Origin of the sequence: Massilia sp. TWP1-3-3, from assembly GCF_049897805.1 — a bacterium.
Lineage (GTDB): Bacteria > Pseudomonadota > Gammaproteobacteria > Burkholderiales > Burkholderiaceae_D > Telluria_A.
In genome coordinates this window covers 253,835-278,681 of sequence record NZ_JAFCWX010000002.1, presented here as the reverse complement: position 1 = coordinate 278,681, position 24,847 = coordinate 253,835, and the positions used below count along the sequence as shown (strand labels likewise).

The following is a 24,847-nucleotide window of genomic DNA, read 5'->3' as shown; positions in this document are numbered from 1 at the left end:
CGCTGGAGGAAACCCATGCTCACGTCCGACCTGATCGCGGCCTACTGGTCGACACCGGAAATCGTCACCAACCTGGTGATTTTGCTGCACCTGGCCGGGGCCCTGATGCTCGGCTTGTTGGTCGGCTACGAACGCTCGTATCACGGGCGCGCCGCGGGCATGCGCACCTACGGCCTGGTGTGCATGGCCTCGACCGCGCTGACCATCGTTGGCGGCTATCCCGGCTTCTGGTTCGGCGGCAGCGGCGCGGCCTTGATGACAGCGGCCGATCCGACCCGCATCATCCAGGGCATTGTCACCGGCATCGGGTTTCTGGGCGCTGGCGTGATCATGCGCGAAGGCTTCAATATCAGCGGGCTGACGACGGCAGCGTCGATCTGGACTTCGGCGGTGATCGGGATCCTGGTCGGCGTCGGCTTTTACCTGGCGGCGATGGGGCTGGCGTTTTTCTCGGCCATGGTCATGATTTATTTGTCCAAGATCGAAGCCTGGCTGCCGTCGCGCCATGCGGTGGCCATCACGATGCGCTTTAAAAAGGATTACGTGCCGCGTGAAGATGCGCTGCGCACGATCGCGCTGGCGCGCGGCTACGCGATTGCCGGCGGCTCGCTCTACATCAGCAGCGCCGCCGGCACGCAGGAATGGCGCTTCGTGGCGCTGGCGCTGTCCAAAAAGAGCGGAGCGTCGCTGGCCGAACTGGCCAAGGAACTGGCGGCGTTTGCCGGTATCGACAGCTTCCAGGTATCGCACGCCCGCAACTGATGTTGCGAACAATACCCACCGAGACCGCCATCATGACAGCACAGGACGTACTTGATTTCTGGTTTCTCCCGGCCGGCGACCCGGCCTTTGGCCAGCAGCGCGCCGTGTGGTTCCGCAAGGACGACGCCTTCGATGCCGCCATTGGCACGCGTTTCGGCGGCCTGATCGAACAGGCGCTGGCGGGCGGCCTGCGCGAGTGGGACGGGCAGGGGCCGGCCGGCACGCTGGCGCGCATTTTGGTGCTCGACCAGTTCACGCGCAATGCCTGGCGCGGCACCGCCGCCTCGTTTTCAGGCGACGCGCTGGCCTTGGCCGCGGCGCAGCAGATCGTCGACAGCGGCGCCGACCAGGCCTTGCTGCCGGTGCAGCGCTGGTTTGCCTACATGCCTTTCGAGCACGCCGAAGACGCGCGCATGCAGGAGCATTCGGTAGCGCTGTTCGAGGCGCTGGCGCAGCACAATGCAGGCTTTGAAGGCGTGCTCGATTACGCGCACCGCCACCGCGGCGTGATCGCACGTTTTGGCCGCTTCCCGCACCGCAATGCGATTCTCGGCCGCGCCAGCACGGACGACGAAGCCGCGTATCTGGCGCAGCCCGGCGCCGGCTTCTAATGGTGCCCACACTGAACATTGTCGGCGCCGGCAAGGTGGGGCGCGTGCTGGGCCGGCTGTTTGCCGCGAGCGGCGCTTTCAGCGTGCAAGATGTGCTCACGCGTTCGCAGGGCAGTGCTGGCGAGGCAACCAGGTTCATTGGCGCCGGGCGGGCGGTGGCGGGCCTGGACCAGATGCGCGCGGCCGACGCCTGGATGCTGGCCGTCACGGATGACCAGATTGGGCCTGTCTGCGACCAGCTGGTCGCTGCCGGCCTGCTTGGCGGCGGCGTGTTGTTTCACTGCAGCGGCGCCAAGTCATCGCTGGACCTGCAGCTGGCGGCGGAGGCCGGCGCGGCCACGGCCAGCGTGCACCCGGTGCGCAGCTTTGCCGATCCGGCGCAGGTGGCTGAACGTTTCGACGGTACCTTTTGCGGCATCGAAGGCGATGTGCGCGCGCTGGCGCTGCTTGGCCCCGCGCTGGCGGCCATCGGCGCGCGCGCGGTGCCGATCGATGCGGCGGCCAAGACGGTGTATCACGCGGCGTCGGTGTTTGCCTCCAATTATCTGGTGACGGTGATGGATGCGGCACTGCGCGCTTACCAGGCGGCGGGCATGTCCGAAGAGACGGCGCGCGCGCTGGCCGGGCCGCTTGCCACTGAGACGCTGGAGAACGTGCTGCGCATGGGGGCGGGCAGGGCGCTCACCGGCCCGATCGCACGCGGCGACATGGCGACCGTGGCGCGCCAGCAAAGCGCGCTCGATGGCTGGGATGGCGCGACCGGGGAGCTGTACCGGGCGCTGGCGCTGGCGACGGTGGACTTGGCGCGCCGTGCGTCGCCGGGCGTGTAGAGGCAATTCATTCGGGTTACTGCGTAGCGCGGCAATGCCGGGGCCAGGTGGATGCTGGCGTTGGCGCAATGCGCTGCGCTTTTGCGCCCGACGTTTCGCGATTGTCGGAAAATTAAAACAATTGCGCGGCGCTGTCTTGCACGTAGGAGGCATTGGTGTAGTTGCGCCCCCCGTGCTTGGCGCCGTACAGCGCGTCGTCGGCCCGCGTAAAAAAGCTGTTCTCGCTTTCGTTGTCGTGATACTGCGCCACGCCCAAGCTGATGGTGACCATGAATTTACCCCCCGGCAGGCCGAAATCGTGGTCGGCCACGCGCCGGCGCAGGTTTTCGGCCACGCCGATCGCGGCGCTCAGCTTGCAGTCGCTGAGCAGCACCAGGTATTCCTCGCCGCCCCAGCGCGTGACGGCGTCGCTCTCGCGCACCACGTCGAGCGCGATCTCGGCCACCTGCCGGATCACGGAGTCGCCCACCATGTGGCCAAAGGCGTCGTTGACGCCCTTGAAGTGGTCGATGTCGAACAGGATTGCCGACAGCGGCCGCCGGCTGCGCTTGCTCATCAACGTGGTCTGGCGAAACAGCACCGCCAGCGCCTGCCGGTTCAGCAGTCCAGTCAACGCGTCGGTGCTGGCCATCTTGTGCAGTGCGCGCTGGAAGCGGTTGACCGTCAATAGCGTCACCACCAGCACCAGCAGCATGACGCCGAAGCTGACGGCAAAGTTGATCGCGAAGATGCGCGTGAGCGGGTCGATGTTGCCGCTGACATTCTGTTCCACCACCAGGTACCACTTTAGTTCCGGCACGTAGCGCGAGTTGACCAGCACATCGGACTTGCCGTTGCGGTACGCCAGGCTGGTGGGCTCGGTGCGCCGGTTCAGGATGGCGGCGGCGATGTCGCGCATGCCGCTGCGGGTGGTCAGATGGCCTTCATCGACGGCCACGGCGGCGCCCGAGAGCACCACCTTGCCCGCGCCATCGACAAAATAAATGCTCGCGCCATAGCGCGCCTGGTAGCTCGAGAGTACTTGGTTGAGCGTTTCAAGCGTGACCGAGACGCCGGTTACGCCGACGAACTTGCCTTGCGCATCAAGCACGCGGTGGTTGATGAACAAGGTAGGCAAGCCCGAGTAGCGGGTCTCGACGTCGACGTTGGTTTCGAATTTCTCGCCTTTCATGGTTTTCATGCGGAAGAACCAGCGATCCAGCGCTCGCCCTTCCTGCAAGTCGTCGGGCGGCCCATAGGTGTGGTACAGCTTGCGGCTGGCGTCGGCCCCGATGAAACTGCCCACGATGGCGTACTTGCGCTTGATGCCGGACAGGTAGTCCAGGATGGCTGCCTCATCTTTTTCGCCGCTCCTCATCCAGTCGACCATGCGCGGATCCTGCGCCATCATGGACGAAATGAAGACGGGGTACAGGATGTCTTTCTGCAGCCCCGAATGGATGATGTCGCCCGTCAGCGGCAAGGCTTGCTCCGAGATGCTGTGTTCGATCGCTTGACGCGAGGCCATGTAGGCGGCAAACGAGGTCGTCAGGAAGCCGCCGACCAGTATCAGCGTGATCCAGCCCAGCAAGCGGTAATTCGCTGCAAACAGGCGCATGGCGGCCACTTCATGTTGAATTGACGTAAATCAAACTCCGAGTATGACCCAGAGCCAAATGTGGGGCAATGCAATGTTGCCGGATGTGTTGTTTAAATGCCTTGAGGAAATTATTTAACCTTGTCGAAACGCTTATCGCCGGATGAGCGCGAGCGCCACGGACGGGCAAAAAGATGCAAGGATGCATCGACAAACACAAAAATTCCCCATAAGCTAGGTCGCTTGCCATGCCTGCGCGACACTTGCCAAAATGGCAGGGTGCGCGGCCGAAGGCTTCACTGGGTAGGGGGAGACTGGTATGTTATTTCTGAAAAGCACGTCCGTGACCAAGGCGCCGGGCATCTATGAAGTGGACCTGGCCGCCAAGCCGCCCGGCAAGACCTTCGGCATTTTCATGGCCACCGATCCGTCCAATCCGCCCACCGCCATCATCGATGCGTTGTTGGGGATGGGATTTCACAATACCTATCAGCAGGCGTACACGCACAAGGACAAGGGCAAGGTGCTCGACATGCACTACCAGAAAAACGGCAGCGACCTGTTCAACGGCTGGAAGACGGAAGAGTGCGCCGCCAACCTGGCCGCGATCGAGGCCCTGTTTGCCACCATCGACATCAAGCTCACCCCCCGCGTGATGACCTTGGCCGAGGCCTACGCATAGTGCTTCAAGCTGCGTGGGTCAAGCTGCGTGGGTCAAGCTGCATGGGTCAAGCTGCATGGGTCAAGCTGCATGGATCAAGCAACATCGATGTGATACAGCGACCACGGGCAGCCGCCAAAGCGCTGCGCCAGCGGCCTGGCCGCCAGTTCGGGCACCCTGTCCGCATCCGGGATTGCCCATAGCGGCCCCAGGCCGCCGAGCGCCATCGGCTGACCATCCAGATGGGTGGCCACGATAAAGCGCTGCGCGCGCGCCTGCGCCACCGTCAGCGCCGCAACGTAGCCGTCGACCCCCCGCAACAGCAGCTGCACACCGCCGGCCGGGCGCGCGCCAGCGATGGCCAGCACATCGGTCAACAGCGGGCCGCGCAGCACGTGGACTTTGGCGTCGTATTCCAGCGTGGTGCGGTTTGTCGTGGCCGGCAGTGAGAGCAGGGACGCAAAATCAAAGGTGCGCGCCGCCGCAAATTGCACTTTTTGCTTGAACATCATCAGGTCGCGGGTGGGATCAACTGCGCCGCGGTTGGCGCGCGCGATGGCGCCGCTGACGGTCAGTAGAGCGGGTCCGGCCGTCGCGGGCGCCGATGCCGGGGCTGCGGCGGAAAAAGGTGCGCTCGCAGCGAGCGCGGCGCCCATGAACTGGCGTTTATCCATGAGAAAATAGGGTCCGGTTGACGTTTTCCCATGATAGCGCTTTCTTATGGACCTGTTTTCCCCAACTGCAGCCCTGACCCCCATTCCCCTGGAAGACGGCGAACTGTCGATGCTGACCCAACTGCCGCTCGGCCTGGATAATGCGGCCGTGATGGCGCGCCTCGTGGCCGAGACCGACTGGCGCGAAGAATCGATCACGCTGTGGGGCAAGCAATTCCTGCAGCCACGGCTGACCGCCTGGCACGGCGACGCGGGCTACGCCTATTCGGGATTGACCATGACGGCGTTGCCGTTTACACCGTTACTGGCGCACATCAGGCAAGCGGTAGAGGCTGCAACGGGACGGCGATTCAATAGCGTGCTGCTGAACTATTACCGGAACGAGCGCGACAGCATGGGCATGCACAGCGACGACGAAGCGGCGCTGGGACCGGCGCCGGCCATCGCGTCGCTCAGTTTCGGCGCCACGCGCACGTTCATCTTGCGCCACAAGGGCAGCAAACGCACCGTCAAGCTCGATTTGACCGACGGCTGCCTGCTGCTGATGGCCGGCGCCATCCAGGCCAACTGGTCGCACGGCATCAACAAGACTACCCGCTCACTGGGGCCACGGCTTAACCTCACTTTCCGCTTTATCTGCTAACTTCTGGCAATTTCTAATAATACATATGCATATATTTCTGACCGGAAAGTCATTTATTTGCGCTTTTCCTTACATTTGCTTACGTTTTTTACGGATTGAGCATGCCATTGCACTTTTGACGATGCTATCTTGGCTACCTCGCGATTCATTGTGAATTGCGGACCAGACGGTTTTAAAAAAAGGATCCGAACATGAAAAAGCTTATTTTTGCAGTACTGGCCGGCGTGGCCGCCATGAGCGCAGCTCAGGCACAACAAATTTCCAGCCCGTACATTGGTCTTGGCGTTGCCAGTGCAGACCATGACTTCAAGATCGGCGCGGCCGGTTCGAGCAGCTCGGACGGCTGGAAAGCATCGGGCAAGATTTTCGGCGGTTTTGACGTGAACCCGATGTTCGGCGTCGAGGCAGGCTACACCGACGTGCGCAAGGCTGACCACACCTACACCATCGGCGCCACCACCGGTTCGGCCACCACGGAAGGCAGCCGCTCGTACCTGGCAGCCAAGGCAACTATGCCAATGAACGATGGGTTCTCGTTGTACGGCAAATTGGGCGTGGGATACAGCAAGACTAAGATGCGTTCCACCACGCTGGGCAATGCCAACGACAGCGACACCGAGGTGTACGCCGGCCTGGGTGGACAGTACAAGATCAGCGACAAGGTTGCGCTGTCTCTCGAGTATGAGCGCTATGGCAAGAACAAGGACTTTGGCGTGAAGGCGAACGCCGTCACCCTCGGCGCCCGTTACAGTTTCTAAGGTGTTGAAACGCTTTAGCTGAACGCTCTAGCCGAAACGCTCTAGCCGAGAAGCTCCTTGCCAGTCTAACTGGCGTCGTCAAAAAAAAGGCCCTGCGGGGCCTTTTTTGCGTGCGCGTCCGGGATCAATCCGGCGGCGGCGAAGCGATGCACCGACGACCAGGGCCAGTCGGCGGCAGCGGCGCATATGCCGTGGGCGACGGGGTTGGCATGGACATAGTCGACCAGCGCACGGTACTCGTCATCGGTGGCGATGCGGCGTGCGCGGTAGTGGCGCTCCCAGATGGCGTCGGTGGCGCGCGGTGCCCTGGCCTTGCGCACGGCCTTGGAAAAGGCAATCTTGACGGCGCGCCAGCGGCTGGCGCAATCATGGTCGCCCGGGGGCAGCGTCCAGATGGCGTGCGAATGATTGTGCAGCACGACCCAGGCGTCAACGTGGAAGGGCCGTTTGCTGCGCGCGAGCCGGATTGCTTCGCCAAAGGCGGAGATGTGTTCGGTCAGCAGGGCGCTGTCGGGGTCGGACAGGCGCACGGTGAACAAGTAGCTGTGGCCGGGAACGCGATTGTGGCGGTAAGTGCTCATGCCGGCCAGTGTGCCGGGAGAGTGGGGATGGGGCGCCGATTCGGTCAATCGGGTTGGGGGAACGAATCAGCCCCCGCAGCGTCCTCGCGTCGTCGCGAGGACGCGAGCAACTGCGCTGAACCCTTACACCGTCAGCGGCTTGTAGCGAATCCGCTTCGGCTTAGCGCCTTCTTCGCCCAGACGCTTCTTCTTGTCGGCTTCGTATTCCTGGTAGTTGCCGTCAAAGAAAGTCACCTGCGAATTGCCTTCAAACGCGAGGATGTGCGTGGCGATCCGGTCCAGGAACCAGCGATCGTGGGAGATCACCATCACGCTGCCTGCAAATTCAAGCAGCGCATCTTCCAGCGCCCGCAAGGTTTCCACGTCCAGGTCGTTGGACGGTTCATCGAGCAGTAAGACGTTGCCGCCCTGTAGCAAGGTCTTGGCCAGATGCAGACGGCCGCGCTCGCCGCCGGACAGGTTACCCACGATTTTCTGCTGGTCCGATCCCTTGAAGTTGAAGCGGCCCAGGTAGGCGCGCGAGGGCATGTCGAAGCGGCCCACGGTCAGCATGTCGGCGCCGCCCGCAACATCGTCGAACACGGTCTTGGTATTGGTCAGGTCGTCGCGCGTCTGGTCGACGATCGACACGCGCGCCGTCTGGCCGATCACCACCTCGCCGCTGTCAGGCTGCTCTTTGCCCGTAATCATCTTGAACAAGGTCGATTTACCGGCGCCGTTCGGGCCGATGATGCCCACGATCGCGCCCGGTGGAATGACGAATGACAGGTTGTCGATCAGCAGGCGGTCGCCAAACGCTTTCGATACATTCTTGAATTCGATGACGTCATTGCCCAGGCGCTCTGCCACGGGAATGAAGATCTCGGACGTTTCGTTGCGCTTCTGGTACTCGTGCTCGGACATTTCGTTAAAGCGCGCCAGGCGGGCCTTGCTCTTGGCCTGGCGGCCCTTGGGATTCTGGCGCACCCACTCCAACTCCTTGGCGATGGTTTTCTGGCGCGACGATTCCGTCGCTTCTTCCTGCTTGAGGCGCGCGCCCTTTTGCTCGAGCCACGAGCTGTAGTTGCCCTTCCATGGAATGCCATGGCCGCGGTCCAGTTCCAGGATCCATTCGGCAGCGTTGTCGAGGAAGTAGCGATCGTGGGTGATGCCCACCACGGTGCCCGGAAAGCGCAGCAAAAATTGCTCGAGCCAGTCCACCGACTCGGCATCGAGGTGGTTGGTCGGCTCGTCGAGCAGCAGCATGTCGGGCTTGGAGAGCAGCAGGCGGCACAGCGCCACGCGGCGCTTTTCGCCACCCGACAAGATGCCGACCTTGGCGTCCCACGGCGGCAGGCGCAGCGCGTCGGCGGCCATTTCCAGCTGCAGGTTCAGGTTGCCGCCGTCGGAGGTCGAGATGATCGCTTCCAGGCGCGCCTGTTCTTCGGCGAGCGCGTCAAAGTCGGCGTCTTCGTCGGCATAGGCGGCGTACACGGCTTCGAGCTTGGCTTGTGCTTCGAACACTTCGCCCAGGCCCGATTCCACGATCTGGCGCACCGTCATTTCCGGATCGAGTTCGGGTTCCTGCGGCAGGTAGCCAATGTTCAGGCCCGGCATTGGCACGGCTTCGCCCTGGATGTCGGTGTCGATGCCAGCCATGATCTTGAGCAAGGTCGATTTGCCGGAGCCGTTCAAGCCCAGCACGCCAATCTTGGCGCCGGGGAAGAAGGACAGGGAAATGTCCTTCAGGATCTGGCGTTTAGGTGGGACGATTTTGCCCACTTTGTTCATGGTGTAGACGTAATTGGCCATTAAGGACTCTCGGGGATTAAACGGAAGGTCAACAGGATACAATAAATGGGCCGTCGATTGGCCTTTTCACCTCGATTTCACTGCGGCAGCCCATTTCCGGCAGGTCCTGGGCGCCGGCAAAACGATGGGCTTGCCGAAAGGTGGAAGTTTCCAATAATAAATATTGCTCGCTTGACAGATGAACCCGTGGCATGATCGATGCATTCAAAAAAGCATGGAGTGCGCGATGATCATCTGGGGTAAGAAAGCCGTGTATCGCCACCTGGGCTATGTGGCGGATTTCTGTCCGATTTGCCTTTGCGCCGCGCCGTTTTCGCTGGAACGGGTCGGTATGGCCGGGCACATCTATTACATTACCGCCGGCGAGGGCGACCTGGTGGGGTACCAGCGTAACTGCCTCGCTTGCAATGTGCTGCTGAACGCCGTCCCGGATCGCTACGCCACGTTCGCGAAAAAAGTCGAGCCAATGCCCGAGCTGATCAGGCAAACCTTCCCCAGGCTGGCCGAGTTCCACAAGGATCGCCTGGTGCTCGAACACCAGGTCCGCACTGCGCTGTCGACCATTGCGGAGGACACGCGCCGCAGCCTGATCATGGAGCCTTTCCAACTCCTCGCGCCCAAGGTCGTCACTTACTTCGCCGCCACCCACTTTGAAATGGGCCGCACCTTCATGCGGCGCGAAATTGTTCCCGTGCTGGCCAAAACGCTCGCGCGGCTGCGCCCGACCGAGCAGGAACTGCAAGCCGTGCTGACCAGGCTGGCGCAGATGCGCGAAGTCATCGGCTCGCGGCTCAAGCTGGCCGACCTGATGGCGGGACTGGACAGCGTCCGCGCGCACACCCCGGCCGGCGGCGGAACGGTGTTCGGCACGCGCGACAGCGCAAATCCTTATGCTCACGCCGGCGCGACCATGCGGGCGCCGGGAATGCGCGCCGGCGGCGCTTTGCTGCCGTATGAAAAGGCAGCGCGCATTTTCACCGTGCTGGCCTGGATAGAGGTGGCCGGAATCGTTTTGCTGGGAGGTGGCGAACTGTTTTCAGGCAAGCCGCTGAGCCACGAGTTAATGTGGGTCATGGCTGTCCTGACCGGCGTGACCGGGGCGATGTTTTATGCAAGCGCGGAAATCAAGCGCCATACCAAACTCGGGCGCATCCTTGGCATTGTCCTTGGCTCCCTTCTGCTGTTTTGGTTTCCCATTGGAACGATCATTGGGGCCAGCGCCTTGTGGTATCTGATCAAAGGCTGGGGCGACGAGGAAAGCGCGGCACAGACGGCGTAAACCAGGCGACCAGCGCGCGACAAGTTCTCAGCCATCGCGCTTTCCTTGCGGCGTCTTAATTTTTGCCGAGAGTAAGGCAAGCTCAGGCTACAATGCTGTTATTGCTTCTTTTGCATCATTGCTTGGGAGCGCAACCGGCACCTGTGGAGTCGCAATGAGAATGTCCTGGAAACTGTGCGTGCTGCTGCTGGCGAGCACCCCTGCCGTCGCGCAAACGATTGTCGCGCCGGGCGGCGGCTGGAATCGCAGGGGCCTGGTCGACAAGACCGATGACGCCACGCTGGCCTACCCGTATTCGCCGATCGACCGCGGCGCCCAAACCAAGCGCAACATGATCAAGGGGAAGATCGCGGCGGCCGGCGGCAAACGGCTGCACCAGCTGATCGTCAACGGCAATCCGCTGCCGTTGCAGACCGATGCGCAGGGCAACTATGCACGGCCGTACCGTTTCGGCGCCGGCTCCAACAGCGTGGAGATGCGCTCGCCGGACGGCAAGTCGCTCAGCCGCGTGCAATTTTACGAAACCGACCAGACCCAGCCCAAGCCGGCAATCCGCATCATTTGCGCGTGGGACGACGTCGAGGCCGAAATCGACATGCACATCATCACCCCTGACGGCCAGCACGCGTATTTTGGCCATCCGGTGCTGACCAACGGCGGCGGGCTCGACGTCGACAGCGTCGACGGACCGGGGCCGGAAATGTTCACCATGGCGTCGCCCCAGCGCGGCGCTTACCACGTGTATATCAATTACTGGGGCAAGCTGGGCGCCAACGGTTACCACTTCGATGAAACCAACCGCAACATGCAGATCATCACGGCGCGCCTGACGATGGTGTTCAACGAAAACACGGCGCGCGAAAAACGCGAAACGCTGGTGCTGCCGCTGCGCAGCATTGGGGACTTAATGCTGGTGAAGTCCTTCGTCTACTGATACGCATTGCTGCTCGGGTCTACGCGAATCGGTTCAGGATATTGCCGTCGTATTGCTCGGGCCACGCGCCCTCTACCTGGTTGGCTTTGAGGATGATGCGCTCGATAATCAGCGCCGCAGTTCCGGAGACCTCGGCCGGCTTGATGTAGCCTTTCGCAACAAAATGCTGGCACAAGTCTTTCAGCTTCATCGCCGGTCCTCCCTCATAGCTTACCTGGGTATCTTCTTCGTCCTTGAACAGCTCGTCGAGCGTCTTGATGCGTTTTTCCGACCAGTAAATATTCGGCGCGTCAGCCTCGCCGGGCAGCGCTTTCTTGAAAATCTTCTCGTTCCTTACCGTCGGATTGGCCGTGGGGATGCCCTCCGCGTTTTTGGTCTGCAATTTCTCGAGCTGCGTCATCAACATGTCTTCGCCGCCAGCCACCATGAAAGCCGGATAGATGCCATCGTTTTTCTTGCGAAACGGTGCCTTGATCGAGACAAATTGCTGGATCGGTGCGAACGGGCTTGGGCTCGGTTGGGCGCTCGCACCGGCAAAGTCGATCGTGCTGTTCCTGGCAGGCAGATCTTTCTTTTTAACCGAGAGGGCTTGTTGCTGTTCGTTCAGTACTTCACCGGGAACACTTTTTCCTTTCGGCAGGTCCCGGGTATAGGTGCCGGTGAGCTGCTCGGACGTGGAAGGAATCTTCGCTTCCCGCTTGGGAAAGCCGACTCCGTAGCCGATGACAGGTTTTTTTTGCGTCCGGTGCAATTCTAGAACTTTGTTCGTGACATCCGACGAGCTCGGTCTCGTCATTTCCGTGGCCACCACGTCCTGATCCATCATGATCAACCGTTGCGGCGCATATGGCAGGCAATCGGCATACGACAACACGGCAGCGCGCGCAGCGCCAAAGCCCGTCAGCTGGCCCCCGTCCCACCCGACCAAAAACAGGTTGCGGTACTGGCCAAATTGCGCGCTCAAGGTTTTGCGGTAAGTGTTGTAGTCGCTATTGTGGACGAACAGATAAACCGGTTCGTTGCGCGCGGTAGCGGGATGCCAGGCCAGCGTATAGCCACGGGCTTGCTCAAATTCTTGCTTGATCCGCTGGGCATTGCCGCCACTGAGCACGAAGATGGGAACGTTATGCGGCCTGAGGTTTCGCTCGCGCATCTGGTCGTGTCGAAACGAAAACCAGGCCGCCGTATCCAGCATGTCGTTGCGAACGAGCGCGAGTCGCTGGCAACTTGCGATCCGTCGTTCGACGATGGCCAGCATTTCCGCCTTCTCGCCCAGCGGCGTTACCTTGGGAAACATGACCGGCGTATACTTCGATGCCGGACGTGTTTTCTCGTTCATCCAGGCTGGGTTTTGTTTCAGTGAGATCGCCATCTTGTCTCCCGCAGACGTGACTTGCTTCGTGACGCGCGACATGCCGTGGTGCGCGAATCCACAGTCGCGACGCTGATCCCTGAAACAGCCTGGTCAGCGTGGCATGCGGGAAACGGTGGCCTTGATAGGGTGGTTTTGGCAACCTTTCTCCGCTATCGGCAATGATGCGCTTTCATCAATGTGCTGTCAACGCAAGATCTTGCTGCGGGGATTTGTCTGCTAGCGCGATCAAATTCAACGATTGCAACGGCCTTTTCAGCGCGCCGTTTCAGCGACCGGCTGCAGCTGCGGCGCCTTGCGCCTGCCCATCAAGAGCCCCTCTGACGCATACAGCGCCAGCGCGCCCCAGATCAGCGCAAAGCCGACCAGCCGCGCCGCGGTAAAAGCTTCGTGGAACATGAAAATTCCCAGGCTTAGCTGGATGGTCGGCCCGATATACTGCAGCAGACCCAGCACCGACAGGGGAATCTTGCGCGCGCCCGAGGCAAACAACAGCAGCGGGATCGCCGTAATGGGCCCTGACGCCACCAGCAACCAGCGTGTGGTGTTCGACGTGGTCGTGATAAAACTGTTCTGGTCGTGCAGCGTCAGCCACACCAGGTAGGCCAGCGCGAACGGAAACAAGACCATGGTTTCAAACGACAAGCCCTCCAGCGCACCGAGCTTGGCCGTTTTGCGCATCAGTCCGTAGCCGCCGAACGACGCTGCCAGCGCCAGCGCAATCCACGGCATGTGGCCCGCCTGCCAGGTCAGCCACAGCACGCCGAGGGCAGCGATGCCGATGGCCGCCCACTGTCCCTTGCGCAGGCGCTCCTTGAGCACCAAATAGCCGAGCATGACGTTGACCAGGGGATTGATGAAGTAGCCCAGGCTGGCGTCGATCACGTGGCCATTGTTGACGGCCCAGATATACAACAGCCAGTTTCCGCTCAGCAGCACCGAGCTGACGGCAAAGCTGGCCATGACGCGCGGCGCGCGGCGCAGTTCGCTCAGCCACTTCCACTGGTGGCGTACGGTCAGGATGATGGTCAAAAACAACAGCGACCACAGCACGCGGTGGATCAGGATTTGCAGCGGCGAAACGTCGCTGATGGCGTGAAAATACAGTGGAAACAGGCCCCAGCAGAGAAACGCCAGGCCAGCAGAGATGACGCCGGTGCGCATGATAAGCATTCAATCATTCATTGGACAAACATTATGGCCTCTTTGCACGCGCTTTGCTGGCGTCTCCTGGAAATGGGACTTCCCCAATGAAAGTGGTAAAGTCCTGACATTATTTATCCCACTGGACCAACTGGTGTCGTTAACGCAACGGAATTGCGCTTGCTTTTTAGCTTGCCCTATTCTATTGTGCAACGCACCAAAACTAGCATATGGTGCGACCTTGACCTCTGAACACAAGAAAAGCAGCCTGGCGGCGATGACCTTGTCCGCCGTCGGCATCGTCTATGGCGACATCGGCACCAGCCCGCTCTACACGCTGAAAGCCATTTTCGATCCCGAACATGGCCTGGCGCTCAATACGCCCAATCTGCTGGGCGTGATTTCCCTTATTTTCTGGGCGCTGACGCTGATCGTGTCGCTCAAATACGTCACGCTGGTACTGCGGGCCGACAACCGCGGCGAGGGCGGCATCATGGCACTGATGGCGCTGGCCTTGAATTCGGTGACCAAGAACTCGAGCTGGTATCTGCCGTTGATGGTGGTCGGCGTCTTTGGGGCCACCATGTTTTACGGCGACAGCGTGATCACGCCGGCCATTTCCGTGCTCGGCGCGATCGAGGGTCTGGAAGTGGCCGCGCCGGGCATGAAATCGTACGTGGTGCCAATCACCATCGCCGTGCTGATCGCGCTCTATTCCTTGCAGCGGCGCGGCACGGCCGGCATCGGCCGCTGGTTCGGCCCGGTCATGCTGATCTGGTTCATCGCGCTGGCCGTGATGGGGGTGATGCATATCATCAAGGCGCCGCAGATCGTCGCCGCCCTCAATCCGTGGCATGCCTTGCGCTTCATGATTGAAAATAAATTCACTGCCTTTGTTGCGCTGGGCGCCGTCGTGCTGGCCATCACCGGCGCCGAAGCGCTGTATGCCGACATGGGTCACTTTGGCAAAAAACCGATCCGCGCCGCCTGGTTCATGGTCGCCTTTCCCGCGCTGGCGCTCAATTACCTGGGCCAGGGCGCCTTGCTGATCAACGACCCGGCCGCCATCAGCAACCCCTTCTTCAACCAGGTCGGCGGCTGGGCCATCTATCCGCTGGTCGTGCTTTCCACCATGGCAGCCGTGATCGCCTCGCAGGCAACCATCTCGGGCACCTTTTCGATGACCAAGCAAGCCATCGCGCTGGGCCTGTTGCCGCGCATGCGCGTGCTGCACACGTCGGAAAGCGAAATCGGCCAGATTTACATCCCGGCCGTCAACTGGCTGCAATTGTCGATCGTGCTGCTGGCCGTGCTCATTTTCCAGTCATCGGACAATCTGGCCGGCGCCTACGGCATCGCGGTCACCGCAACCATGTTCTGCACCACGGTCCTGACGTTTTTCGTTACGCGCTACCGCTGGAACCTGCCGCTGGCGCTGTGCTTTGGCGCGACCGGGTTTTTCATGATTATGGACATTGCGCTGTTCTCGTCGACTTCGCTCAAGCTGTTCCACGGCGGCTGGTTCCCGCTGCTGCTCGGCGCCATCCTGTTTACCGCGATGATGACGTGGAAGCGCGGGCGCCAGCTGGTGTTCGAGAACCTGCAAAAGCACGCCATTCCGCTTGAAGAATTCCTGCAGTCGCTGTTCGTGGCCCCGCCCACGCGCGTCTACGGCACCGCCATTTTCCTGCGCGGCGAGAGCGACGGCGTACCGCATGCCATGCTGCATAACCTTTCGCACAACAAGGTGCTCCATGAGCGCGTGGTGTTCCTGACGGTGCACATGGTCGAAGAGCCGTGGGTCGCGCCGGCCGAGCAGACCAAGGTCGTCACGCTGGGTCACAACTGCTACCAGATCAACGTCTTCTACGGTTTCAAGGACGAGCCGGACATTCCCAAGGTACTGTCGTATTGCGAGAAGGACGGCCTGGTGTTCGAGATGCTCGACACCTCGTTCTTCATCGCGCGCCAGACCGTCATCTCGACGCCGGGCGCGGGCATGGCGCCGTGGCGCGAGCACGTGTACGTGGCCATGTCGCGCAATGCCAGGGGCGCGGCCGACTACTACCAGATCCCGACCAACCGCGTCATCGAACTGGGAACCCAGGTAGAAATTTGAGACAAAGCTTATACACACTGCGCGTAGCCAGGGGAGTGGTTCATGGGTACACTGCCCAGGCGCTCGCTTTACAGCCACCCCTTCGCAGCCATCCATCCAAGGACACCCATGAAATTCAAGCTTTCCCTGATCGCCGCCATGCTCGCCGTCGCCACCTTGACCGCGTGCGGCGGCGGTTCGGATCCGGCCCCGGCGGCCCCTACCGTATTTAGCCCTGCCACGCTCTCCACCAACGATACCCTGGTGGGCAGCGGCGCCATCGCAGTTCCCGGCAAGACGGTCAAAGTCCATTACACCGGCTACCTGTACAACACCACCGTCGCGTCCTTCAAGGGCACCCAGTTCGAAACCTCAATCGGCGGTGTCCCGTACCAGTATCTGGTCGGTAAAACGGGCGCCGGCGGCGTGATCGCCGGCTTCGACCAGGGCGTCACCGGCATGAAAGTGGGCGGCAAGCGCACCGTGATGATTCCGGCCAGCCTGGCTTACGGCGCCACCGCCAGCGCCAAGATCCCGGCCAACTCCGGCCTGGTGTTTGACCTGGAGCTGGTCGAAGTCCAGTAAGCATCGCGTCAAGCACGCAGCGCCAGCGCCGGGGCGATCCGCATCGCCGCCAGCGTGTGGCGCGTGGTGGCCGCCAGCGCCACCAGTGCGGCAAACGCCAGCGCGCCGGCCAGCGGCCACCAGGCCATTGGCGCGCGCTCGACAAACCATAGCAGCTACGCGGCGCGACCGGCAAAGATCGGCAGCCGGGTTCTGGTGCGCTTGTTCGATCGTCACAGCGAGATCGGCAACCGGCACATCCCGGCCTTGCTGCGCACCAACCCGCGCGCGCAGCGCCCCGCCCCCCGCCCCGTCCTTGCGCTGGAACAAGCTTTACAGCTTCTTCCAGTAGTTCTGGTGAACTCCGCCAAAAATGAGTGTCTGACAAAGTAGGACAACCTCCTTTTAACAGACTCATAACAAGGAATCGCCATGCATGCATGCAACTGCCACAAGACGCTCGATGAGCTACCGTCTCAGACAAGGGAATTGCTCGACCAGGCGGATCTGAGACGACCGCTACTGATCGTAAGGGAAATTGGCCGCTTCATCCATAGGGGGCATGAGGCCCTCAAGCGTGACGAACTCTCTGCGGCGCTGGGCATCGATGGCGGCTCTGCCGATCGCCTCAGCGTTCAGCGAGAAATGGACCAGGCGCGCAGGTGCGTGACTGCCCTGTCGGTGGAGATGGCAAAAAAAAGTAATGAGCGGGAGGCGGCGGCCCAGTGGCACGCGAGGAATCGGGACGCGACCGAAGGCGCTCTGCGCGGGGTGCGCGACATGTTCGTCAATTCCTTACGCGAATCGGGCCTGCCTGCCCAGGACGCGCTTGAAGGGCTAGGCATCTGGGACGCCACGGTGAGCACCTTGCGTGACCGTGGCTTTGCAGCACTGCTTGGTACGATCGACACTCGTTGCCAGGAACTCGAAGCCGCCTTGCAGGAGGGAGAAGACTGGGGCCGAAAGCCTCATTCGCCGATTGAAACATGGCAGTGGATCGTTATCGCAATCATTCTCGTCATTGCCGTTGCCCTTGTTATCGTGTGCCTGATCTGGTTCGGATGTTCCTGGTTCTATTACATTTTTGTGGGCGCGTGCTTTGCCACCGGCGCCTTCGGCGGCTGGGCAGGGCTTTGCGCCGGTTTTGTCTTTTAGCCAAAATGTTTCGTAAGCTATGACGACGGTGACGACTCATTGACGCCGGACCTTTTCGGCAGCGATCGCGACGGTTGGCGACCAAGCGGCCAGGTCCCGGCAGATCGAACGTGACGTGAAAAACGAGTTCATCCGATAGGTTATGCACGCAGCGCCAGCGCCGGGGCGATCCGCATCGCCGCCAGCGTGTGGCGCGTGGTGGCCGCCAGCGCCACCAGTGCGGCAAACGCCAGCGCGCCGGCCAGCGGCCACCAGCCCATTGGCGCGCGCTCGACAAAGCCTGCCAGGTAGCGCTGCATGACCACCGCGGCCAGCGGCAAACCGAGCAGCGCCCCAGCGCCGATCAGCGCCGCATATTGCTTGCCCAGCAAGCGCGCAATGGCGCTGCGGCTGGCGCCATGCAGCTTGCGCAGCACGATCTCGCGCGCGCGTCGCTGCACGCTGTAAGCTGCCAGCACGTAGATCCCGAACGCGGCGATCAGCAGCGCCACCACGCTGGCCGCGCCCAGCAGCTTGGCCAGGCGCACGTCGTCGGCGTAGCCTTCCTCGAAATAGCTGGCCGCGCGCCGCAGCGCGAACAATTCGTTTGGAAACTGGCGCCGCCACAGCGGCTCAATGAGCGCCGCCAGCGCCGCGCTGCTCAAGCGCGAGCGGATCGTCAGCGCCTGTTCGGCGTCCGGCAGCGACATCGGATAAATCATCGGCTCGGCCGCGTCGCGCAGCGTCTGGTCGCGCACTTCAGGCACCACGCCGATGATGCGCATCTTGCCCCCGTCCAGGCCCTGGCCAAGCGCCTCCTGCGCCGATGCAAAGCCTAGTGCGCGCACCGCAGCGAGGCTGATGACGACGTTCCCGGTGCCGGGTTCGGACGGCTGGTCGATGGCCGGATCGAACACCCGGCCGTGCAGCGGCTTCACGCCGAACACCTTGAAAAAGCCGGTGCTGACCGGCTGGAAGCGCATCGGCACTTCGCGCCCTGCGCCCACCTTGATGGCGCCGGCCCACTTCATGACGCCGGTCGCGCCGATCGGCGAGGACGTTGCGGCCACGCCCTCCACGCCGCTCAGGCGCGCCAGCGCTTCGCGCATTGCCAGGCGCTGAGGGGCGGTGGCGTCGTCGGGAAGGCGCGCCACGTGCAGCGGCAGCGGATCGAAACCGGGATCCATGGCGGCGGCGAACGAGGCTTGCCACGCGATCGCCACGGCACTGCTGCTTAAGGCGATGGCGGCGCCAAACTGCAGCACGCTGAGCGACCGGCGCAGCCACAGGCCGCGCCGGTTTTCGGCGTTGCCGCGCCCGGCCAGCGCATCGACCGGGCGCAGGCGCAGGGCAATGCAGGCGGGATAGGCGCCGCTGGCCAGGCCAATGCCCAGGGCCAGCGCCAGCGCCCCCGCGCAGGCGCCCAGGCCCAGGGCGCCGCCGAGGTCGCGGTCGACCAGTGCCGAAAACAGCGGCAGCAGCAGCCACGCCAGCAGCAGACCGAGGGCGCCGGAGAGCAGCGCCACCACCACCGATTCGGCCAAAAACAAGCCGGTCAGGCGCCAGGCGCCGGCGCCGAGCATTTTGCGCATGCCGATCTCGCGGTCGCGCCGCAGCGTGCGCACCGTGGCCAGGTTGATGTAGTTGGCGCTTGCCAGCGCCAGGATCAGGAGCGCCACCGCGCCCAGCGCCAGCACGATACGGCGCTCGCCATGCGGTCCGTCCAGCCTGCCTTGCGCCATGCCGGCGTCGAAGTAGCTCTCGCGCACCGGGCGCAGGCGCACCTCGGCCACATGGCCCATGCGTTTCAGTTCATCTTGCCCGACCATGCTGGTCCAGGCAGAGCGGTCGAATTCGCCCTGTAGAAAGCCTTGCAGGTCGGCGGCGCTGCTGCCCGCTCTCAGGCGCACATAGATTTTGCCGCCGGTGCCGGTCCAGGCGTGGAGCATGGCGTCGCGCTTTTTTTGTGGCCACAAGGCGCTGGCGGTGCCGGCCAGCGTGCGGTAGGGCAGGGTGGTGTTGGAGGGGGGATCGGGCAACAGCGCCAGCACGCGATAGGGCAGGCCGTTGATGCGGATGACCTTGCCCACCACGCCAGCCGCGCTGCCAAGGACGGCCTGCGCTTGCGCGACGGTGAGGGCGACGGCGTCCGGCCGCGCCAGCGCCGCGGCCAGGTCGCCCTCGAGCGCGGCCACGCCGAACATGGCGGGAAAGGACGCGTCGACCAGGATCGCTTCGCCGCGCTGCCTGCGCGCGCCTTTGGCCGAGTTGTCGAACAATGCGTCGAACACCACGTCGAGCGGCACGGCGACGCTGACCTGGCTGGTCATGCCGCTGCGCAGCGCGCTGGCGGCCGCCGGCAACGGCATCGGCTCGCGCCACACGGGCGTGGGGAACAGATTGATACGGTGCTGCATGATGTGCACCTGGGCGGCGTCGGGCACCGCGCTGTCGTAGGAGTAGCAGTAACGCACGTAGGCAAGCAGCAGGAAGCAGACCGCAAAGCCGACCGCCAGGCCCGCGCTCACAACGGCCGAGTAGACCGGTTCGGCCAGCAGCAATCGCCAGCCAATTTTAAAATCATGCAGCGTCACGGCGCGCCTTTTTACGCCGCGCGCAGCGCGTCGACTATGATGCGCCCGTCGAGCAGGTGCAGCGTGCGCGAGGCTTGCGCCGCGTGCGATGGCGAGTGGGTCACCATCACCACGGTGGTGCCTTCGGCGTTGATGGTGCGCAGCAATCGCATGACTTCGTTGCCGTGCGCGGTGTCCAGGTTGCCGGTCGGTTCATCGGCCAGCAGCATGGCGGGACCGGCCACCAGCGCGCGCGCGATCGCCACGCGCTGCTGCTGGCCGCCCGACAGCTGCGACGGGCGGTGCTCGGCGCGGTGCGCGATGCCGAGTTTTTCCAGCATGGCGCGCACGCGGTCGCGCCGTTCGGCGGCCGGGGTGCCGGTGTATTCGAGCGCCAGTTCAACGTTCTCGAACACGGTCAGTTCCTCGATCAGGTTAAAGCTCTGGAAAATGAAGCCCACGCGGCCGCGCCGCAGCAGGTTCAGTTTCGCTTCGCTCCAGCCGGCCACGTTCTGGCCTTCGAACCAATATTCGCCGCTGTTGGGTACATCCAGCAAGCCTAACAGGCTGAGCAGGGTCGATTTTCCGCAGCCGGAAGGCCCGGTAATGGCGACATATTCGCCGGCATCGATCTCGAGGTCGATGCAGTCGAGCGCCGTGGTCTGCACTTCGCCTGCCACGTGGATTTTGGAAACGCCTACAAGTTTGAGCATGCTGATGGTCCTTTGGTTTATTTGGTAAGTTGCAGGCGTTCAGCCTTGCCGTAGGCGGCGTAGCTTGACACGATGACCTGGTCGCCGGGCGCGAGACCCGACAAAATTTCAATCTGGCTGTTGCTGCGCCGGCCCAGGCGCACGTTGCGGCGCTGCGCGTCCTGCCCATTGGCGGCCAGCACAAACACCCAGGCGCCGCCGGTGTCGTTGACAAAGGCGCCGTTGGGCAGCAGCAGCAGCGCGCCGGCCGGTTCCCCCAGCGTGATCTGCGCGTCCAGGCTCTGGCCGGGACTGAGCACGCCCGGCTGGCCCTTGGCAAACACCATCTCCACCGTGAAGCGGCCTTCCTTGATCTGCGGGTAGATGGTGCTGACCGTGACCGGCCAGGTGGCGTCGCCCTGCCTGACCGTGCCCTGGCGTCCGACAGCGACCCGGTTCAGGTAAAACTCGTCCACCTGCGCGGCCAGCTTGAAGCGATTCGGGTCGTCAATGCGGCCGATGTGCTGGTCGGTCTGGACGGTCTGGCCGACCTGCAGGCGAAAGCCGGTGAGCATGCCGGCTCCGGGTGCGCGCACGGCCAGCGCTTCGACGGTGGCGCCCACCAGCGCCAGCCCGGAACTAAGTTCCCGGGTGGCTTTTTCAAGCTGCGCCAGCGCGTCGCGCTTGACCTTGACTTCGGCGCTGCTGGCCTCGCGCTCAAGCGCCACCGCATGGCGCTGCTGGGCCACGCGGTCGTGCGACTCTTCCAGCGCAACGCTGGAAATGAAGCCATCGGCGGCAAGCTTGAGATTGCGCGCGTGCTGCTTGTCGCCCTGCGCCAGCGCGAATTCAAGCTCGGACAGGCGGCGCCGGTGTTCGCTCTGGCTCGCTTCCTGGGCCAGGCGCAGGTTCGACAGGTTGGAAATCTGCTGCGCGTGTTCGGCCTGGCGCGCCAGCAACTCCAGGTTGCGCTGCGGGTTCGACAGGCGAAACAGCAGTTCGCCCTTGGCGACCATGGCGCCGTCGCGGGCCACGACTTCCTCGACCCGGCCCGATTCGACCGAGTCGAGGATCACGGAATTAAGCGGCTCGGCGGTCGCGCGCACCACGATATCGTCGCGGAACACACCTTTTTCGACGGCGGCGATACGCGCATCCTGGCCGGCCACTTGCAGGCCGCGCGGCAGCAGGCTCCACAAGATGGCGCCGGCGATGGCCACGGAAACGATGGCGCTGCCGATGACGGCGTAGCGCTTGCCGCGCCGGCGCGGGATGTTCCGGTCCATGGCGGCGCCGCTGTTGGCGTGTTGTGGGGGTAGTCTGTCCATGCCGCTGGCATTGCAAGGGCCGTGCCATGGCAAAATTCAAGGGCTTGGGTGCGTTTTCAGGCACAACTGTCCGCTTGTGAACAGGTGCACTTGTTCACAAGCGGACAGTCCCATCTTGCCGGTCGCGGCGCCGGCCGCTGCTGCTAGAATACCGGCGCAATCCCGCTTCTCTAACCCATGCCTGCGATGGCCGACGCCGCCTACATCCTGATCCTCGACGACGACGCCGACGTTGCCTGCGCCGCGCAGATGCTGCTGCGCCGGCGGCACGGCACCGTCGCCACGCTGGACGGCCCGGCCGGCCTGCCGGCGCTGCTGGCGGCGCGCATGCCCGACGTGGTGCTGCTCGACCTGAACTTCACGCCGGGGCGGATTGACGGCGCCGAGGGCCTGGCCACGCTCGACCTGCTGCGCGCGCAAGCCAATGCGCCGGCGGTCATTGCGTTGACGGCCTATGCCGACATTCCACTGGCAGTGATTGCGCTTCAGCGCGGCGCCAGCGATTTCATTACCAAACCGTGGGACAACGCGCGCCTGGCGGCCGCCGTCGACAGCGCGCTGGCAAGGCGCAGCGCGGCGCGCCCGTCCGGCGCCACTGCGCCCTTGATGGGCGAATCGGCCGCCATGCGCGCTGTCAAGGCGATGGTGGCGAGCGTGGGGCCGACCGAAGCGAACGTCATGATCCTGGGCGAAAACGGCGTCGGCAAGGAGCTCGTCGCGCACGCCATCCACCAGGCGTCGCGCCGGGCCGGCGCCACCTTCATGGCAGTGGACATGGGCGCACTGCCCGAATCGACCTTCGAGAGCGAGTTGTTCGGCCACCGCAAGGGCGCCTTCACCGACGCCCGGGCCGACCGCGCCGGGCGCTTCCAGGCCGCGCGCGGCGGTTCGCTGTTCCTCGACGAGATTGGCAACATGCCGCTGGCCGGCCAGGCCAAGCTGCTCACGGCGCTGGAGCGGCGCGCGGTCACGCCGGTCGGGGCCGACCGCGCCGAAGCGGTCGACGTGCGCGTGATCAGCGCCACCAACCTTGACGAAGCACGCCTGTTCGACCCGGCCGTGTTCCGTCCCGACTTGCTGTTTCGCTTGAATACCATTGTGATCCGGGTGCCGCCGCTGCGCGAACGGCGCGACGACATTCCCGCGCTGCTGCGCCACTACCTGGCCGCCTACGAAGGCCAGTATGAGCGCGCCGCGCGCGTGTTGGAAGCGGGCGTGCTCGAACAGCTGTGCGCCTACGCGTGGCCGGGCAATGTGCGCGCACTGCGCCACGCCTGCGAGCGCGCGGTGATTCTTGGCGCCGGCGCCGGCTACGTGTTTGCCGATTTTGGCCTGGCCGCGGCGCCGCCCGTCGCTGCGCCCGGCTGCGGGCGCCGGCCGGCAAGCGCGGACGACTTCAAGCTCGGCGCGCTGGAACGCGACACGATTGCCGCAGCGCTCGCGCAAAGCTGCGGCAACATCAGCCAGGCCGCGCGCATGCTGGGCGTAAGCCGCGCGGCGCTGTACCGCAAGCTGGGCAAGCATGGCATCTGAGCGGGGCTTCAGGGCGCCCTCGCTGCTGCTGCTGGTGCTGCTGGCGCTGCTGGCGATGGCCGGCACGCTGGCGCTGGCCGCCGGCGCCGGCGCGCTGCGCGACTCGCCACGGCTGGCGGTGCTGTGCATGCTGGCCGCCGTGGCGCTGGCGCTGGTGGCCTGGCGCGCGGTGGCCGCGCTGGGCGCGCGCGGCGCTCGCCCCGCGGCCGGCAAATCGCCGGCGCTGGCGCTCGAGCAGCAAACCCTGCTCGACAATGCACTCGCGCTCGAAGCGCGCCTGGAGCACGCCCCGATTGCCCTGTTCCGGATTGACCTGGCGCCAGGCGCGACGGCGCTCGTCTGCGCGCTCAACGCCAATGCGCGCCGGCTGGTTGCGCCCGGGCGCGCCACCGACCCGGACGACTTGTACCGCCAGCTGATCGCGCAACCGGTTGACCGGCGCAGCATGATCGGCTTTGACACCGAGCGCGGCGTCGAGCGCGCGCTGGTGGCCGTGTCGGCGCTGTCGGTGCGCGGCAGCGCCCAGCGCCTGGTCGCGCTGATGCCGGTCGAGAGCGAGCTCGAAGCCGAGGCGCTGAACGCGTGGCGCCAGCTGGTGCATGTGCTGACCCATGAAATCATGAATTCGCTCACGCCCGTGGCCTCGCTCTCGCGCACCGCCTACGATTTGCTGGACGACTTGCGCGAGCACTTGCCGGCCGACGTCAACACCGACCTGGCGGTGGCGCTGGACGCGATCAGCCGGCGCGCCGGCAGCCTGGTCGAGTTCGTGGGCAGTTACCGCAGCCTGTCGAACGTGCCGCCGGCGCGCGCCGAGCTGCTGGCCTTGAGCGAACTGTTCGAACGGGTGGCGATCCTGGTGGCTCCCGCCTGGCGCGCGCGCGGCGGCAGCGCCAGCTTCTCGGTCGAGCCGGCGTCGTTGGTGCTGATGGTGGACGCCGGCCAGCTCGAACAGGCGCTCATCAACCTGCTTGGCAATGCCTTTGAGGCCACGGCCCAGGTAGCGGGGGCGCACGTGAACGTGAGCGCCCGCCTGGGCCGCGGCGCGCGCTTGCGCATCGACGTGGTGGACAACGGTCCGGGCGTGCCGGACGCGCTGATCGCGCATATTTTCACGCCCTTTTTTACGACCAAAAAGCAGGGCGGCGGCATCGGCCTGGCGATGGTGCGGCAGTTGATTCATTGTAATGGCGGTACCGTGCGGTACGCCAAATCCATCGGCCCCGGCGCGCGCTTTGTGATCACATTTTGACAACGTTGCCGTCGGCTGATCTTGCGCAGAAGCCGGCGCGGTGAATGGCACATCCTTT

Annotated in this window: 22 protein-coding genes; 13 read left to right on the top strand and 9 right to left on the bottom strand. The window is 63.7% G+C overall.

The window, feature by feature from the left end; all coding sequences use genetic code 11:
• The first annotated feature begins 15 nt into the window (after positions 1-15).
• From ACP7D4_RS02960 to ACP7D4_RS02950, 3 genes are read left to right on the top strand one after another with little or no spacing between them, the layout of a single operon-like run.
• Positions 16-762, top strand: a complete 747-nt coding sequence (locus ACP7D4_RS02960; RefSeq protein WP_426105784.1) for an MgtC/SapB family protein — start codon at positions 16-18, stop codon at positions 760-762.
• 32 nt (positions 763-794) lie between these two features.
• Entirely contained in the window at positions 795-1,373 is a 579-nt protein-coding gene (locus ACP7D4_RS02955; RefSeq protein WP_426207734.1) for a DUF924 family protein, read from the top strand.
• Positions 1,373-2,203, top strand: a complete 831-nt coding sequence (locus ACP7D4_RS02950) for a Rossmann-like and DUF2520 domain-containing protein (RefSeq protein WP_426207733.1) — start codon at positions 1,373-1,375, stop codon at positions 2,201-2,203. Before ACP7D4_RS02955 ends, ACP7D4_RS02950 begins: the two co-directional genes overlap by 1 nt.
• A gap of 112 nt (positions 2,204-2,315) precedes the next feature.
• Here the strand turns inward: ACP7D4_RS02950 and ACP7D4_RS02945 are convergent, their stop codons facing one another.
• A complete protein-coding gene (locus ACP7D4_RS02945) occupies positions 2,316-3,800 on the bottom strand; it encodes a sensor domain-containing diguanylate cyclase (RefSeq protein ID WP_426207732.1) in 1,485 nt (494 codons plus the stop codon).
• A 298-nt stretch (positions 3,801-4,098) separates the two neighbouring features.
• Here ACP7D4_RS02945 and ACP7D4_RS02940 point away from each other — a divergent pair, with 298 nt between their 5' ends.
• Entirely contained in the window at positions 4,099-4,461 is a 363-nt protein-coding gene (locus ACP7D4_RS02940) for a hypothetical protein (RefSeq protein WP_426105777.1), read from the top strand.
• A gap of 74 nt (positions 4,462-4,535) precedes the next feature.
• Here the strand turns inward: ACP7D4_RS02940 and ACP7D4_RS02935 are convergent, their stop codons facing one another.
• A complete protein-coding gene (locus tag ACP7D4_RS02935) occupies positions 4,536-5,114 on the bottom strand; it encodes a molybdopterin-dependent oxidoreductase (RefSeq protein ID WP_426207731.1) in 579 nt (192 codons plus the stop codon).
• 46 nt (positions 5,115-5,160) lie between these two features.
• Between ACP7D4_RS02935 and ACP7D4_RS02930 the strand changes: the two genes are divergently transcribed.
• Positions 5,161-5,757 carry an alpha-ketoglutarate-dependent dioxygenase AlkB family protein gene (locus tag ACP7D4_RS02930; RefSeq protein ID WP_426105774.1) on the top strand — a complete coding sequence of 199 codons (597 nt, stop codon included), beginning with the start codon at positions 5,161-5,163 and terminating at the stop codon, positions 5,755-5,757.
• 191 nt (positions 5,758-5,948) lie between these two features.
• Positions 5,949-6,515 (top strand): porin family protein, encoded by a 567-nt coding sequence (locus ACP7D4_RS02925; protein ID WP_426207730.1) that lies wholly within the window; start codon positions 5,949-5,951, stop codon positions 6,513-6,515.
• A 65-nt stretch (positions 6,516-6,580) separates the two neighbouring features.
• Here ACP7D4_RS02925 and ACP7D4_RS02920 read toward each other — a convergent pair whose 3' ends face one another.
• Positions 6,581-7,096 (bottom strand): REP-associated tyrosine transposase, encoded by a 516-nt coding sequence (locus ACP7D4_RS02920; protein WP_426207729.1) that lies wholly within the window; start codon positions 7,094-7,096, stop codon positions 6,581-6,583.
• Between the two features lie 123 nt (positions 7,097-7,219).
• Positions 7,220-8,887 carry an energy-dependent translational throttle protein EttA gene (ettA, locus tag ACP7D4_RS02915; protein WP_426105770.1) on the bottom strand — a complete coding sequence of 556 codons (1,668 nt, stop codon included), beginning with the start codon at positions 8,885-8,887 and terminating at the stop codon, positions 7,220-7,222.
• Between the two features lie 226 nt (positions 8,888-9,113).
• Between ettA and ACP7D4_RS02910 the strand changes: the two genes are divergently transcribed.
• Positions 9,114-10,166, top strand: a complete 1,053-nt coding sequence (locus ACP7D4_RS02910; protein WP_426105768.1) for a hypothetical protein — start codon at positions 9,114-9,116, stop codon at positions 10,164-10,166.
• Between the two features lie 154 nt (positions 10,167-10,320).
• The gene (locus ACP7D4_RS02905) at positions 10,321-11,100 is read left to right on the top strand and encodes a YfaP family protein (RefSeq protein WP_426207728.1); all 780 of its coding nucleotides are present in this window, start codon (positions 10,321-10,323) and stop codon (positions 11,098-11,100) included.
• 19 nt (positions 11,101-11,119) lie between these two features.
• Here ACP7D4_RS02905 and ACP7D4_RS02900 read toward each other — a convergent pair whose 3' ends face one another.
• Together ACP7D4_RS02900 and rarD are read right to left on the bottom strand one after the other, a co-directional pair.
• Entirely contained in the window at positions 11,120-12,472 is a 1,353-nt protein-coding gene (locus tag ACP7D4_RS02900; RefSeq protein ID WP_426207727.1) for a hypothetical protein, read from the bottom strand.
• A gap of 255 nt (positions 12,473-12,727) precedes the next feature.
• Positions 12,728-13,636, bottom strand: a complete 909-nt coding sequence (rarD, locus tag ACP7D4_RS02895; RefSeq protein WP_426207772.1) for an EamA family transporter RarD — start codon at positions 13,634-13,636, stop codon at positions 12,728-12,730.
• A 220-nt stretch (positions 13,637-13,856) separates the two neighbouring features.
• On the opposite strand from rarD, the gene ACP7D4_RS02890 reads away from it, so the two are divergent.
• From ACP7D4_RS02890 to ACP7D4_RS02880, 3 genes are all read left to right on the top strand, one after another.
• On the top strand, positions 13,857-15,734 hold the full coding sequence (locus tag ACP7D4_RS02890; RefSeq protein ID WP_426106524.1) for a potassium transporter Kup: 1,878 nt from the start codon (positions 13,857-13,859) through the stop codon (positions 15,732-15,734).
• 108 nt (positions 15,735-15,842) lie between these two features.
• Entirely contained in the window at positions 15,843-16,298 is a 456-nt protein-coding gene (locus ACP7D4_RS02885; RefSeq protein WP_426207726.1) for an FKBP-type peptidyl-prolyl cis-trans isomerase, read from the top strand.
• Between the two features lie 411 nt (positions 16,299-16,709).
• On the top strand, positions 16,710-17,432 hold the full coding sequence (locus tag ACP7D4_RS02880; RefSeq protein WP_426207725.1) for a hypothetical protein: 723 nt from the start codon (positions 16,710-16,712) through the stop codon (positions 17,430-17,432).
• Positions 17,433-17,572: 140 nt separating this feature from the next.
• Here ACP7D4_RS02880 and ACP7D4_RS02875 read toward each other — a convergent pair whose 3' ends face one another.
• Genes ACP7D4_RS02875 through ACP7D4_RS02865 form a run of 3 tightly spaced genes read right to left on the bottom strand, consistent with a single transcriptional unit; the run spans position 17,573 to position 22,004 of the window.
• Entirely contained in the window at positions 17,573-20,005 is a 2,433-nt protein-coding gene (locus ACP7D4_RS02875) for an ABC transporter permease (protein ID WP_426207724.1), read from the bottom strand.
• A gap of 11 nt (positions 20,006-20,016) precedes the next feature.
• The gene (locus ACP7D4_RS02870; RefSeq protein WP_426207723.1) at positions 20,017-20,697 is read right to left on the bottom strand and encodes an ABC transporter ATP-binding protein; all 681 of its coding nucleotides are present in this window, start codon (positions 20,695-20,697) and stop codon (positions 20,017-20,019) included.
• 17 nt (positions 20,698-20,714) lie between these two features.
• Positions 20,715-22,004: an efflux RND transporter periplasmic adaptor subunit gene (locus tag ACP7D4_RS02865; protein WP_426207722.1), complete on the bottom strand. Its 1,290-nt coding sequence runs from the start codon at positions 22,002-22,004 to the stop codon at positions 20,715-20,717.
• A 177-nt stretch (positions 22,005-22,181) separates the two neighbouring features.
• Here ACP7D4_RS02865 and ACP7D4_RS02860 point away from each other — a divergent pair, with 177 nt between their 5' ends.
• Positions 22,182-23,537, top strand: a complete 1,356-nt coding sequence (locus tag ACP7D4_RS02860) for a sigma-54-dependent transcriptional regulator (RefSeq protein WP_426207721.1) — start codon at positions 22,182-22,184, stop codon at positions 23,535-23,537.
• A complete protein-coding gene (locus ACP7D4_RS02855; protein WP_426207720.1) occupies positions 23,527-24,789 on the top strand; it encodes a sensor histidine kinase in 1,263 nt (420 codons plus the stop codon). The genes ACP7D4_RS02860 and ACP7D4_RS02855 overlap by 11 nt, the downstream gene beginning before the upstream one ends.
• The last annotated feature ends 58 nt before the right edge of the window (positions 24,790-24,847 follow it).

What these genes read in the sequence shown, in the direction of transcription:
- ACP7D4_RS02960 (WP_426105784.1), top strand. Translation starts at nt 16, where the DNA reads ATGCTCACGTCCGACCTGATCGCGGCCTACTGGTCGACACCGGAAATC.
- ACP7D4_RS02955 (WP_426207734.1), top strand. Translation starts at nt 795, where the DNA reads ATGACAGCACAGGACGTACTTGATTTCTGGTTTCTCCCGGCCGGCGAC.
- ACP7D4_RS02950 (WP_426207733.1), top strand. Translation starts at nt 1,373, where the DNA reads ATGGTGCCCACACTGAACATTGTCGGCGCCGGCAAGGTGGGGCGCGTG.
- ACP7D4_RS02945 (WP_426207732.1), bottom strand. Translation starts at nt 3,800, where the DNA reads ATGCGCCTGTTTGCAGCGAATTACCGCTTGCTGGGCTGGATCACGCTG.
- ACP7D4_RS02940 (WP_426105777.1), top strand. Translation starts at nt 4,099, where the DNA reads ATGTTATTTCTGAAAAGCACGTCCGTGACCAAGGCGCCGGGCATCTAT.
- ACP7D4_RS02935 (WP_426207731.1), bottom strand. Translation starts at nt 5,114, where the DNA reads ATGGATAAACGCCAGTTCATGGGCGCCGCGCTCGCTGCGAGCGCACCT.
- ACP7D4_RS02930 (WP_426105774.1), top strand. Translation starts at nt 5,161, where the DNA reads ATGGACCTGTTTTCCCCAACTGCAGCCCTGACCCCCATTCCCCTGGAA.
- ACP7D4_RS02925 (WP_426207730.1), top strand. Translation starts at nt 5,949, where the DNA reads ATGAAAAAGCTTATTTTTGCAGTACTGGCCGGCGTGGCCGCCATGAGC.
- ACP7D4_RS02920 (WP_426207729.1), bottom strand. Translation starts at nt 7,096, where the DNA reads ATGAGCACTTACCGCCACAATCGCGTTCCCGGCCACAGCTACTTGTTC.
- ettA (WP_426105770.1), bottom strand. Translation starts at nt 8,887, where the DNA reads ATGGCCAATTACGTCTACACCATGAACAAAGTGGGCAAAATCGTCCCA.
- ACP7D4_RS02910 (WP_426105768.1), top strand. Translation starts at nt 9,114, where the DNA reads ATGATCATCTGGGGTAAGAAAGCCGTGTATCGCCACCTGGGCTATGTG.
- ACP7D4_RS02905 (WP_426207728.1), top strand. Translation starts at nt 10,321, where the DNA reads ATGAGAATGTCCTGGAAACTGTGCGTGCTGCTGCTGGCGAGCACCCCT.
- ACP7D4_RS02900 (WP_426207727.1), bottom strand. Translation starts at nt 12,472, where the DNA reads ATGGCGATCTCACTGAAACAAAACCCAGCCTGGATGAACGAGAAAACA.
- rarD (WP_426207772.1), bottom strand. Translation starts at nt 13,636, where the DNA reads ATGCGCACCGGCGTCATCTCTGCTGGCCTGGCGTTTCTCTGCTGGGGC.
- ACP7D4_RS02885 (WP_426207726.1), top strand. Translation starts at nt 15,843, where the DNA reads ATGAAATTCAAGCTTTCCCTGATCGCCGCCATGCTCGCCGTCGCCACC.
- ACP7D4_RS02880 (WP_426207725.1), top strand. Translation starts at nt 16,710, where the DNA reads ATGCATGCATGCAACTGCCACAAGACGCTCGATGAGCTACCGTCTCAG.
- ACP7D4_RS02870 (WP_426207723.1), bottom strand. Translation starts at nt 20,697, where the DNA reads ATGCTCAAACTTGTAGGCGTTTCCAAAATCCACGTGGCAGGCGAAGTG.
- ACP7D4_RS02865 (WP_426207722.1), bottom strand. Translation starts at nt 22,004, where the DNA reads ATGGACAGACTACCCCCACAACACGCCAACAGCGGCGCCGCCATGGAC.
- ACP7D4_RS02860 (WP_426207721.1), top strand. Translation starts at nt 22,182, where the DNA reads ATGCCTGCGATGGCCGACGCCGCCTACATCCTGATCCTCGACGACGAC.
- ACP7D4_RS02855 (WP_426207720.1), top strand. Translation starts at nt 23,527, where the DNA reads ATGGCATCTGAGCGGGGCTTCAGGGCGCCCTCGCTGCTGCTGCTGGTG.